This is a genomic window from Pseudaquabacterium rugosum, from assembly GCF_038066575.1.
In the GTDB taxonomy this organism is placed as follows: domain Bacteria; phylum Pseudomonadota; class Gammaproteobacteria; order Burkholderiales; family Burkholderiaceae_C; genus Pseudaquabacterium; species Pseudaquabacterium rugosum.
Genome location: NZ_JBBUTF010000008.1, coordinates 14,733 through 25,956 on the forward strand (window position 1 = coordinate 14,733; position 11,224 = coordinate 25,956).

General features: G+C 74.2%; 9 protein-coding genes. 3 read left to right on the plus strand and 6 right to left on the minus strand.

Translation table 11 applies throughout. From position 1 onward, the window contains the following. Positions 1 to 10: 10 nt before the first annotated feature. From leuS to holA, 3 genes are read left to right on the plus strand one after another with little or no spacing between them, the layout of a single operon-like run. Positions 11 to 2,716: a leucine--tRNA ligase gene (gene leuS / locus AACH11_RS10180; RefSeq protein WP_341374111.1), complete on the plus strand. Its 2,706-nt coding sequence runs from the start codon at positions 11 to 13 to the stop codon at positions 2,714 to 2,716. A gap of 2 nt (positions 2,717 to 2,718) precedes the next feature. After that, on the plus strand, positions 2,719 to 3,261 hold the full coding sequence (locus tag AACH11_RS10185) for an LPS-assembly lipoprotein LptE (RefSeq protein ID WP_341374112.1): 543 nt from the start codon (positions 2,719 to 2,721) through the stop codon (positions 3,259 to 3,261). 22 nt (positions 3,262 to 3,283) lie between these two features. Further along, positions 3,284 to 4,414 carry a DNA polymerase III subunit delta gene (holA, locus tag AACH11_RS10190; protein ID WP_341374113.1) on the plus strand — a complete coding sequence of 377 codons (1,131 nt, stop codon included), beginning with the start codon at positions 3,284 to 3,286 and terminating at the stop codon, positions 4,412 to 4,414. 64 nt (positions 4,415 to 4,478) lie between these two features. Here holA and AACH11_RS10195 read toward each other — a convergent pair whose 3' ends face one another. The 6 genes from AACH11_RS10195 to AACH11_RS10220 all read right to left on the minus strand — a co-directional run bounded on the left by AACH11_RS10195 (position 4,479) and on the right by AACH11_RS10220 (position 11,068). Beyond that, a complete protein-coding gene (locus tag AACH11_RS10195) occupies positions 4,479 to 5,585 on the minus strand; it encodes a 2-hydroxyacid dehydrogenase (RefSeq protein ID WP_341374114.1) in 1,107 nt (368 codons plus the stop codon). A 49-nt stretch (positions 5,586 to 5,634) separates the two neighbouring features. Further along, positions 5,635 to 6,213, minus strand: coding sequence for a CinA family protein (locus tag AACH11_RS10200; protein WP_341374115.1), 579 nt, complete (start codon positions 6,211 to 6,213; stop codon positions 5,635 to 5,637). 122 nt (positions 6,214 to 6,335) lie between these two features. Then, complete coding sequence (locus tag AACH11_RS10205; RefSeq protein ID WP_423228730.1) at positions 6,336 to 6,977, minus strand: phosphatidylglycerophosphatase A family protein; 642 nt, start codon at positions 6,975 to 6,977, stop codon at positions 6,336 to 6,338. Between the two features lie 50 nt (positions 6,978 to 7,027). Continuing rightward, entirely contained in the window at positions 7,028 to 8,014 is a 987-nt protein-coding gene (gene thiL / locus AACH11_RS10210) for a thiamine-phosphate kinase (protein ID WP_341374116.1), read from the minus strand. Positions 8,015 to 8,136: 122 nt separating this feature from the next. Then, complete coding sequence (locus AACH11_RS10215) at positions 8,137 to 8,811, minus strand: response regulator transcription factor (protein WP_341374117.1); 675 nt, start codon at positions 8,809 to 8,811, stop codon at positions 8,137 to 8,139. A gap of 13 nt (positions 8,812 to 8,824) precedes the next feature. After that, entirely contained in the window at positions 8,825 to 11,068 is a 2,244-nt protein-coding gene (locus tag AACH11_RS10220; protein WP_341374118.1) for a sensor histidine kinase, read from the minus strand. Positions 11,069 to 11,224 lie beyond the last annotated feature (156 nt).

Below are 11,224 nucleotides of genomic sequence, written 5' to 3' on the forward strand. Positions count from 1 at the left end.
AATCACCGCCATGAACGAGAAATACAGCCCCGCCGAGGTCGAATCCGCCGCCCATGCCCACTGGACGGCCTCCGATGCCTACCGTGTGCACGAGGACGCGCGCGACGCCGCCGGCCAGCTGCGCCCCAAGTTCTACGCCTGCTCGATGCTGCCGTACCCGAGCGGCAAGCTGCACATGGGCCATGTGCGCAACTACACCATCAACGACATGCTGGCGCGCCAGCTGCGCATGAAGGGCTGGAACGTCCTGATGCCGATGGGCTGGGACGCCTTCGGCCTGCCGGCCGAGAACGCGGCGATGAAGAACCAGGTGCCGCCGGCGGCCTGGACCTACTCGAACATCGCCCACATGAAGGGCCAGATGCAGGCCATGGGCCTGGCCATCGACTGGTCGCGCGAGGTCGCCACCTGCAAGCCCGACTACTACAAGTGGAACCAGTGGCTGTTCCTGAAGATGCTGGAAAAGGGCATCGCCGAGCGCCGCACCCAGGTCGTCAACTGGGACCCGGTGGACCAGACCGTGCTGGCCAACGAGCAGGTCATCGACGGCCGCGGCTGGCGCTCGGGCGCGCCGGTGGAAAAGCGCGAGATCCCCGGCTACTACCTGAAGATCACCGACTACGCCGAGGAGCTGCTGTCGGCCGTCGCGAACCCCGAGGATCCGCATTACCTCAGCGGCTGGCCCGAGCGCGTGCGGCTGATGCAGGAGAACTGGATCGGCAAGAGCGCGGGCGTGCGCTTCGCCTTCCCGCACCAGATCCGCGAGGCCTCCGGCACGCTGATCCAGGACGGCAAGCTGTTCGTCTTCACGACCCGTGCCGACACCATCATGGGCGTGACCTTCTGCGCCGTGGCGCCGGAGCACCCGCTGGCCGCGCACGCCGCCGCCAGCCAGCCCGAGGTGGCGGCCTTCATCGCCGAGTGCGCCCAGGGCGGCACCACCGAGGCCGAGATCGCCACGCAGGAGAAGAAGGGCGTCCGCACGAACCTGCTCGTCACCCACCCGCTGACCGGCGCCCAGGTGCCGGTGTGGGTCGGCAACTACGTGCTGATGAGCTATGGCGACGGCGCGGTGATGGGCGTGCCGGCGCATGACGAGCGCGACTTCGCCTTCGCGCTGAAGTACGGCATCGAGATCAAGCAGGTCGTCGCCGTCGAGGGCGAGACCTTCAGCACCGCCGCCTGGGCCGACAGCTACGGCGACAAGCAGCGCGGCGTGTGTGTCCACAGCGGCGTGCTCGACGGCCTGTCGCACAAGGCCGCCGTCGACCAGGTCGCCGAGCTGCTGGCAGCGAAAGGCCTGGGCGAGAAGAAGACCACCTGGCGCCTGCGCGACTGGGGCGTCAGCCGCCAGCGCTACTGGGGCACGCCGATCCCGATCATCCACTGCGAGGCCTGCGGCCCGGTGCCGGTGCCCGAGAAGGATCTGCCGGTGGTGCTGCCCGAGGACTGCATCCCCGACGGCAGCGGCAACCCGCTGAACAAGTCGGCCGCCTTCCTGAACGTGGACTGCCCCTGCTGCGGCAAGCCGGCCCGCCGCGAGACCGACACGATGGACACCTTCGTGGACAGCTCGTGGTACTACATGCGCTACTGCGACCCGACCAACCCCGAGGCGATGGTGGCCGGCGGCACGCAGTACTGGATGGGCGCAGGTTCGGAAGGCCGGGCCGGCACGCCCGGCATGGACCAGTACATCGGCGGCATCGAGCACGCGATCCTGCACCTGCTCTACGCCCGCTTCTGGACCAAGGTGATGCGCGACCTGGGCCTGGTCACGATCAGCGAGCCCTTCACCCGGCTGCTGACCCAGGGCATGGTGCTCAACCACATCTACAGCCGCCGCACCGACAAGGGCGGCATCGAGTACTTCTGGCCGCACGAGGTCGAGAACGTGCTGGATGCCGGCGGCAAGACCATCGGCGCCACGCTCAAGAGCGACGGCTCGGCCGTCGACTACGGCGGCATCGGCACGATGTCGAAGTCCAAGAACAACGGCATCGATCCGCAGGCCCTGATCGACCAGTACGGCGCCGACACCGCCCGTCTGTTCGTGATGTTCGCCAGCCCGCCCGAGCAGACGCTGGAGTGGAACGACGCGGCCGTCGAAGGCGCGCACCGCTTCCTCAAGCGCGTCTGGGGCTTCGGCGCCAAGCACCGCGAGGCGCTGCAGCGCGCCACCGCTGGCGACCTGTCGCAGGCCGCGCTGCGTGCCGATGCCAAGGCCCTGCGCCGCGAGGTCCATCTGGTGCTGCGCCAGATGAGCCACGACTACGAGCGCATGCAGTACAACACCGTGGTGTCGGGCTGCATGAAGCTGCTCAACGCGCTCGAAGGCCACAAGCCCGACGGCAGCGAGGGCGATGCCGCCGTGCTGTGCGAAGGCTTCTCGGTGCTGCTGCGCGCGCTGTACCCGGCCTGCCCGCACATCACCCACGGCCTGTGGGCCGACCTCGGCTTCGCCGCCGCGGTGGGCGATCTGCTGGACGCGCCCTGGCCGGCCGTCGACGAGGCCGCGCTGGTGCAAGACGAGATCGAACTCGTGCTGCAGATCAGTGGCAAGACCCGCGGCGCCGTCAAGGTGCCCGCCGGTGCCGACAAGGCGGCGATCGAGGCCGCGGCGCTGGCCTCGGCCGAGTTCGCCAAGTTCAGCGAGGGCAAGCCGGCGAAGAAGGTCATCGTCGTGCCGGGCCGCCTCGTCAACGTTGTCGTCTGAGCGTGACGGGCGACACTGGCGCGGCCGTCGACGGCGTCCCGGGCCGCCGGGCGCTGCTGTGTGCGCTGGCGCTGTCGGTCGCCGGGCTCGGCGCCTGCGGCTTCACGCCGCGGCGGCCGGCCGCGCTGTCCTTCCAGCGGCTGCAGCTGCAGGGGCTGGACGCCCGTTCGCCGATGGGCCGGCAGCTGCGGCTGCAGCTGCTGGAGGCCGGCGTGCAGGTGGTCGAGACGCCGCTGTCCGCCGAGGTCGTGCTGCACACGCTGACCGACCGGCGCGAGCGCATCGTCGCCGCGTCGACCTCGGCCGGCCAGGTGCGCGAGCTGACGCTGCGCGCCCGCTACCGCTTCCGCCTGGCCACCCCCGACGGCCGCGAGCTGCAGCCGCCGGCCGAGCTGCAGAGCCAGCGCACCCTGACCTACAACGAGACCCAGGCCCTGGCCAAGGCGCAGGAAGAGGCCGAGCTGTTCGCCGCGCTGGAGGCCGATCTGGCCCACCAGGTGCTGCGCCGGCTGGCCAGCGTCAGCCTGGCCCCGGCACCGCGTTGAGGCCCGAGCGGCCGCACCCGCCATGCAACTGACCTCCGATCGCCTCGACGCCCATCTGGCGCGCGGCCTGCAGCGCATCTACACCGTGCACGGCGACGAGCCGCTGCTGCTGCAGGAGGCCACCGACGCGATCCGCGCCGCCGGCCGCGCCGCCGGCTACACCGAGCGCCAGGTCTTCGTCGTCAGCGGCGCGCATTTCGACTGGTCGGGCGTGCTGGGGGCGGCGCAGGAGATGAGCCTGTTCGCCGACCGCCAGATCATCGAGATCCGCATCCCCTCGGGCAAGCCCGGCAAGGACGGCGGCGAAGCGCTGCAGCGCTATGCGCAGCTGGTCAGCGAGGACGTGCTGACCATCGTCCACCTGCCGCGGCTCGACCGTCAGCAGCTGCAGAGCGCCTGGTTCACCGCGCTGGACGGCGCCGGGGTGTCGGTCGCGCTGCAGCCGGTCGACCGCGGGGCGCTGCCGCAGTGGCTGGCGCGCCGGCTGGCGGCCCAGGGCCAGCAGGTGGCGCCGGGCGAGGCCGGCGAACAGACGCTGGCCTTCTTCGCCGACCGGGTCGAGGGCCATCTGCTGGCCGCCCACCAGGAGCTGCAGAAGCTCGCGCTGCTGCACCCGCCGGGCGAACTCAGCTACGAGCAGGTCGAGGCCGCGGTGCTCAATGTCGCCCGCTACGACGTGACCAAGCTGGTCGAGGCGGTGATGATGGGCCACGTGCCGCGCCTGCTGCGCGTGCTCGACGGCCTGCAGGCCGAGGGCGAGGCGACGGTGATGGTGCTGTGGCATCTGTCGGACACCATCGGCGCGCTGCGCCGTCTGCGGCGCGCGATCGACGCCGGACGGCCGATGCCGGTGGCCTTCAACGAGGCCCGCGTCTGGGGCCCGCGTCAGCGCCAGTTCGAGCGCGTGCTGCCACTGTTCGACGAGGCCGCGCTGGCGCGGCTGCTGGTGGCGGCCAGCCACTGCGACGGCATCGTCAAGGGCCTGAAGCAGCCGGACTGGCCGCTCGACCCCTGGCTGGCGCTGCGCCGCCTGGCCCTGCTGCTGGTGCAGCCGATGGCCGAGGCGCGCCTGGCCGCGGCGGCCGCCCAGCGGGGCGCCCGCGGCCGTGGCGCGGCGCGGCGCCTGGCGCCGCTGGCGCTGTCGGCGCACTGACGCGGCGGCTGTCTCGCCTTGTCCGGCCCGGCCCGGCCCTGTCCGGCCGCGGCCGGACCGTGGCTCAGTAGCCGCGCCCGCGGTCGACGGTGTGGCGCAGCGGCCGTCCGGCCAGCGCGTCGGCGATCTGCTCGGCGGCGATCCGTGAGGCGCTGCGCGGATCGGTCTGCGCCGCCGCATGCGGCAGCACCGTGATCCGCGGGTGGCGCCACCAGGGGTGGTCCGCAGGCAGCGGTTCCTGATGGAAGACGTCGAGCACGGCGCGGCTCAGGCGGCCGCTGTCGAGCGCGGCCTGCAGGTCGGCATCGACCACATGGGCGCCGCGCGCGAGGTTCACCACGCTGGCACCGTCGGGCAGCGCGGCCAGCAGGCGGGCGTCGATCAGGCCGCGGGTCTCGGGTGTCAGCGGCAGCAGGTTGACGACGATGCGCGCACCGGCGCAGGCGGCCATCAGCGCCGGCCGGCCGTCGATGCGGCGCGGTGCGGGGGCCTGGGCGGTCCCGGGCGCTGCGGCGGTCCAGGGCGTGGCTGGCGCCGCGGGCATCGTGGAGGGCTCTGCCGGGCCTGCGTCGGCGCAGGCCTCGTGCATCGCGGCCGTCGTCTTTTCCTCTGCCGCGGGTGCGGCCTGTGTCCCCGCCGCACGCCCCCAGACCGTCACCGGATAGCCGAGCGCCATCAGCTGGCGGGCGGTGGTCAGGCCCATCTGGCCGGCACCGAGCACCAGCACCGGCACCTCGTCGGCGCGGCACTGTGGCAGCGGCTGCCAGCGGCCGGCGGCCTGCTGGGCCTGGTAGTCGAAGAAGCCGCGGTGCAGGCCGAGCACGGCCCAGCAGGCGGTCTCGGCCATCGCCGCGTTCATCGCCGGATCGACCATGCGGGCCACCGGCACGCCGGCCGGCAGGTCCGGGTCGGCCAGCAGGCGGTCGACGCCGGCCCACAGGCTCTGGATCAGGCGCAGCCCGGGCAGCCCGTGCAGGCTGCCGGGCGGCGGATTGGCCGCGATCACCACCGCGATGTCCTGCGGCCGGGGCGCGGCCTCCCGCTGGGTGATCAGCCGGGCCTGCGGCAGCGCCGCGGCCAGCGCCGGCTGCAACTCGGCCTGCCAGCGCGCGGCCTCCGCGGCATCGGTCCATTGGCCGGCGAGCAGGATGTACAGGGGATCGGTCGGCATGGGCGGATTCCGGCGGGTTCGGACGTGCGGCGCTGGGCTGGGCGACCGCTCAGCGTGGCGCCGGCAGCGACAGCGCGTGCAGCGCCAGCTCGCCCGGCTGCGGCGCGGTGGCCAGCTCCAGCAGGCCCCGCAGGGCCAGCGCGACGGTGGCCGAGCGCACGGCCGCGCGGTCGCCCGGCAACTGCACCTGCTGGGCCGCGACCTGTGGCGTGCCGCCCGCGCCCAGCCAGGACCAGGCCAGCCAGACCGTGCCCACCGGTTTGTCGGCGCTGCCGCCGCCGGGGCCGGCCACGCCGGTCACGCCGACGGCCAGGTCGACCCGTGCGTGGGCCAGGGCGCCGAGCGCCATCGCGCAGGCCACCGGCTCGCTGACCGCGCCGTGGTGGGCGATCAGCGGTGCCGGCACGCCCAGCAGCTCGTTCTTGGCCGCGTTGCTGTAGCTGACGTAGCCGCGCTCGAACCAGTCGCTGCTGCCGGCCAGATCGGTGCAGTGGGCGGCGATCAGGCCGCCGGTGCAGCTCTCGGCGGTGGCCAGGCGCCAGCCGCGCGCGCGCAGGGCGTCGGCCAGACGGCTGACGAGCAGGGCCGCGTCATCGGCGCGGGTGGGCAGGGTCTCGGGGGTGTGCATGGGCGGCCTGTGGACGGAGAGCGGTCAGGGGCGGTCTTGAGGGGCGCGCGCCGGTCGCGGCGCCTTGGGTCCGGGGGCGTCCTGCGCGCATCCCGCTGCAGATGGCGTTCCTGGGCGGCGCTTCAAGCCACCTGTCGCCACAGCGCCATCAGCAGCAGCGTGCAGCCGGCGGCCACCAGATCGTCGACCAGGATGCCCAGGCCCTGGCGCCAGCCGATGGCCTCGCCCGGGCGCAGCTTGTAGCGGCGGTCGGCCCAGCCCACGGGCCCGGGCTTGACCGCATCGAAGAAGCGGAACAGCGCGAAGGCGGCGGCCTGCTCGCCCAGGCCCGACGGGGTGACCAGCCACAGCACCAGCCAGAAGGCGACCACCTCGTCCCAGACGATGGCGCCGGGGTCGGCGGTGCGCAGGTGCTGGGCGGTGCGGGTGCAGGCCCACCAGCCCACGGCCAGGCTGATGGCGATCAGCAGGCCCCAGCCGCGCTCGTCCAGCCAGATGCTGCCGACGATGAAGGCCAGCCAGGCCCACAGCGTGCCGGCCGTGCCCGGCGCCACCGGCGACAGACCGGAGCCGAAGCCCAGCGCCAGCCAGCGGGCCGGGTGGGCCAGCATGAACAGCGCGGTGGGGCGGCGCGGCGGCAGGGCGGCCGCGGCCGGATCCACCCGGCCGGGCGTCTCGGGCCCTGCCGACGACGGGGCAGGGGTGTCCGCCGCCGGGGGGCACGGCGGGGAGGGCGGCGCGCTGGTGGGCGTATCGGTGGGCATCGCGGACAGCCCTTCCGCCGGGCTGTCGGGCCGGGGGATGGCGTCGGCGCTCATGTCGCCGCTCCGCTGAAATGGTCCCAGGCGCGGGCGGTCAGCGGTGCGCAGCGGCCGTCGGCCTCCTGCAGGCGCAGACCCGGCTCGGCGTCGATGCGGCCGATGCGGCGGCAGCCCAGGCCGAGCGTGTCGGCCAGGCGCTGCACCTGGGCGTGGGTGGCCGCGTCGTCGGCGGTGCAGAACAGCAGCTCGTAGTCGTCGCCGCCGTGCAGCAGCGCGCAGCGCTGCCAGGCCTCGGTCTGTGCGGCCAGCACCGGGCTGCGCGGCAGGGCGGCGGCCTCGATCGTCGCGCCGACGCCGCTGCGCGTCAGCACATGGCCGAGGTCGCCGGCCAGGCCGTCGCTGAGGTCGATCGCCGCGGTGGCCAGGCCGCGCAGGCCGCGGCCCAGCACCACGCGCGGCTGCGGCCATTCCATCGCCCGGCGCACGCGCGCGAAGTCCTCGCCCGGCAGGCTCAAGGTGCCGCGGAAGACCTCCAGCGCCAGCCGGGCATCGCCGATGCCGCCGTCTGCCGGGTGGCTGACCCACAGCGCATCACCGGGCCGCGCGCCGTCGCGCCGCAGCGCCTGGCCGGCGGGCACCTCGCCCATCACCGTCAGCGTCAGCGCCAGCGGCCCGCCGGTGGTGTCGCCGCCGACCAGCTCGATGCCGTGCGCATCGGCCAGCGTGTACAGCCCGTCGGCCAGGGCCTGCACCCAGGGCAGGTCGATGTGCGGCAGCGTCAGCGCCAGCGTGCAGGCCACCGGCTCGGCGCCGCAGGCGGCCAGATCGCTCAGGTTGACCGCCAGCGCCTTGTGGCCGAGCGCGGCCGGCGCGACGGTCGACAGGAAGTGGCGGCCCTCGACCAGCGTGTCGGTCGAGACGGCCCAGTGGTGGCCGGCGCGCGGCGCGAGCAGCGCACAGTCGTCGCCGCCGCCGAGCACCGCGCGCGGGGTCGGGCGGCTGAAGCAGGTCGCGATCAGGTCGAATTCACCGAGGGCCATGGGGGGATTGTCGCCCGCGGGCCGTCGGGATCGATGGGGGCCGGGTCGCCGTGCGACCGGGGCGGGCGGCCGGCCGGCGGCCCCGTCCGCCACCGCCCGATGCCGGGCGCCACCGGGCGCGCTCAGCGCTGGGCTTCGCGCAGCAGGTTGGCCAGCTCGACGGCCGAGCGCACGCCCATCTTGTCGAAGACCCGCGCGCGGTGGACCTCGACCGTGCGCACGCTGATGTCCAGCGCGTCGGCGATCTGCTTGTTGGCCAGGCCGTCGATCACGCGGTCCATCACCTCGCGCTCGCGGTCGGTCAGCTCCGCCAGCAGGCGGCGCAGGCCGTGTTGCTGCTGGCGGGCACGGATGGCCGCGGCGCTGACCTCCAGCGCACGTTCGACGCGGTCGACCAGCGCGTTGTCGGAGAACGGCTTCTCGACGAAGTCGAAGGCGCCGCGCTTGACGGCGGCCACCGCCATCGGCACGTCGCCGTGGCCGGTCAGGAAGATCACCGGCATGCGCGCGGTCAGGCCGCGCTCGACCAGGCGTTCGAACAGCACCAGGCCGCTGGTGCCGGGCATGCGCACGTCCAGCAGCACGCAGCAGGGCGCGTCGGGCCAGGCGCCGTCGAGGTCGCGCGTGGCCAGCCAGGCCTCGAAGGCCTCGGCATGGGCATAGCCCTCGGACAGCAGCCGGCGCGAGCGCAGCAGCCAGGCCAGCGCGTCGCGCACCACCGGTTCGTCGTCGACCAGATGCACCACCGGCAGACCGAGCGGCGGCAGATGCGGGGTGGCGGGGCTGGCGGTGCTCATGGGGGCCGGATTGTCAGTCATGACCGGGCTCCGGTGGACGGACGGATGCCGCACGGCGCGGGGTCTCGACCAGCGGCAGCGTGAAGCGGAAGACCGTGCCGTGGGGCGCGGCAGGTGTGGGCGCGGACGTGCCGGCCAGTGGATCGGCCGCGGGCGCGACGCTGGATTCGCCCGTGGCCGGCACCGGCAGGGCGCCGGGCTCGGCCGGCGGCGCACCGCCGGCCGCATCGCGGGTGCGGAAATCCAGCGCGCCGCCGTGCTGCTCGATGACGGTGCGGCACAGCGACAGGCCCAGCCCCATGCCCTCGATCTTGGTCGTGAAGAACGGCGTGAACAGCTGGGCCGCGACCTCGGCCGGGATGCCGTGGCCGGCGTCCTCGACCTCGAAGGCGGCCCAGGGGCCGGGGCCGCGCAGCACGCGCAGCGTCAGCTCGCGGGCGGCCAGCGGGGTGTCGGCCTCCATCGCCTGCAGGCCGTTGCGCGCCAGGTTCAGCAGCACCTGTTCGAGCATCGTGCGGTCGACGCGGATGCGCGGCGCCGGCTGGGCGATGTCCAGCGTGATGCGCGCGCCGCACTTGCGCGCCTGCAGCCGCACCAGCGGCAGCACCGATTCGACCAGCACGTCGGCGCCGATGATCTCGTGCGCCTGGTGCCGGCGGCGCACGAAGTCGTGCACGCTCTTGATCACGCGGCCGGCGCGCTCGGCCTGCTCGGCGATGCGTTCGAGCGCGTGGCGCAGCAGGCCGGGCAGCTCGGGGTCCCAGGCCGCGGGGGGCTCGCCCGGAGCCGGCGCCGGCCCCATCAGGTTCAGCGAGCCGGTCGCGTAGCTGGCAATGGCCGCCAGGGGCTGGTTCAGCTCGTGGCTGAGCAGCGAGGCCATCTCGCCGACGCTGGCCAGGCGGGCGCTGGCCTGCAGCTTCTCCTGCTGCTGGCGGGACAGGTCCTCGACCCGGCGCTGGGCCGAGAGGTCGAGCACCGCGCCCATCCAGCCGGTGTGCCGGCCCTGGCCGTCGACCAGCGGCGCCTCGTAGACCATGACCGGGAAGCGCTCGCCGTTCTTGCGCACGAACTCCGTCTCGTAGCCCTCGCGCGAGGGCGCGCCGGCGGCGCCGAGCGCCAGCCGCTCGGTCTGGCGCTGCAGGTAGATCGGGGCCTGGTCGGGCGGCCAGTACGGGGGCTGGCTGGCCGCCATCAGCTCGGCCGCGTCCCAGCCGGTCATCGCGCAGAAGGCCGGGTTGACGTAGACGATGCGGCCGTCGCGGTCGCGCGCGCGCAGCCCGGTCAGCAGCGAGTCCTCCATCGCCTTGCGGAAGGCCAGCGACTCGGCCAGCGCGGCCTCGGCGCGGGCGCGCCGGCGTCCGTCGCGCGCCAGCAGCGCGACCACGCCCGCCAGCGCCAGCGACAGGCCCAGCACCAGGGCGGTGGCCAGGTTGGGGATCAGGCTGGGCCGGCGCTCGGCGGCGTCCAGCCGCAGCTGCAGCGTCAACCCGGGCAGACTGACCAGGCGATCGGTGACGTAGACACCGGCGCCGCGCACCGAGCCGGCGCGCGCCAGCCGCGTGCCGTCGGGCTCGACGAAGGACATCTCGTGGCTGCGGCCCAGCGTGCTGTTGCTGAGCTCGTCGAGCAGGCCCGACAGCAGCACGGTGGCCACCGTGTAGCCGACCAGGCGGCCGTAGCGCTGGGTCGGCACGCAGACGTCGACGACCTCGGCACCGCGGCCGTCGGCCAGCGGCACGAACTGGCTGCGCGAGAAGCTGGGCAGCAGGCCGTGCTGGGCGGTGTTGCAGGCCAGGCCGGTCTCGGTCTGCATCTGCTCGCGCGGCCAGCGGGCGTACAGGCCCGGCCACAGGGCCCAGTCCTGGGCGCGGCGCAGGTGCAGGTTCTCGTCGCGCCACTCGATGCGGCCGACCTCGGGATGGCGGCGCATCAGCGCCGTCGCGTCACGGCCCCAGTGCGTGGTGTCGTTGCCGTTGTCCTGCAGGGTCTGCAGTTCGAGCAGGCCCTGCAGCAACTGCTGCACGCGGCGGCGGATCTCGGCCTGGGCCAGCTGGGCGGCGTCGTCGGTGCGCTCCTGCGCCCGGGCGTCCTCATGGCGCACGGTCAGCACCACGAGCAGGCTCTGCGCGATCATCAGCAGCGCGATCAACGCGCCCCACAGCAGCGGTCGCCCCAGCCGGCGGCGCGGGGCGGGGATCGGCGGTGGCGGCCCCAGCGTGGACGCTGCGGGCGCGGGCGTGGGGGGCGACGGAGTCACGGCAGGCGGAGCGCCACGCGGGCGCCAGAAAAATCAGGGCAAGGGCAGGATCCGCCCGCGGTGAGCGCGGGCAGCCCGGCGTCCGGGACGATCGTGGCGCGCAGTATCGGCACAGGCGATCGGTGGCCGGTACGCAGTTTCGCGCATGACAGGGCC

What these genes read in the sequence shown, in the direction of transcription:
- AACH11_RS10200 (WP_341374115.1), bottom strand. Translation starts at nt 6,213, where the DNA reads ATGCACACCCCCGAGACCCTGCCCACCCGCGCCGATGACGCGGCCCTG.
- leuS (WP_341374111.1), top strand. Translation starts at nt 11, where the DNA reads ATGAACGAGAAATACAGCCCCGCCGAGGTCGAATCCGCCGCCCATGCC.
- AACH11_RS10215 (WP_341374117.1), bottom strand. Translation starts at nt 8,811, where the DNA reads ATGAGCACCGCCAGCCCCGCCACCCCGCATCTGCCGCCGCTCGGTCTG.
- AACH11_RS10205 (WP_423228730.1), bottom strand. Translation starts at nt 6,977, where the DNA reads ATGCCCACCGATACGCCCACCAGCGCGCCGCCCTCCCCGCCGTGCCCC.
- AACH11_RS10195 (WP_341374114.1), bottom strand. Translation starts at nt 5,585, where the DNA reads ATGCCGACCGATCCCCTGTACATCCTGCTCGCCGGCCAATGGACCGAT.
- thiL (WP_341374116.1), bottom strand. Translation starts at nt 8,014, where the DNA reads ATGGCCCTCGGTGAATTCGACCTGATCGCGACCTGCTTCAGCCGCCCG.
- holA (WP_341374113.1), top strand. Translation starts at nt 3,284, where the DNA reads ATGCAACTGACCTCCGATCGCCTCGACGCCCATCTGGCGCGCGGCCTG.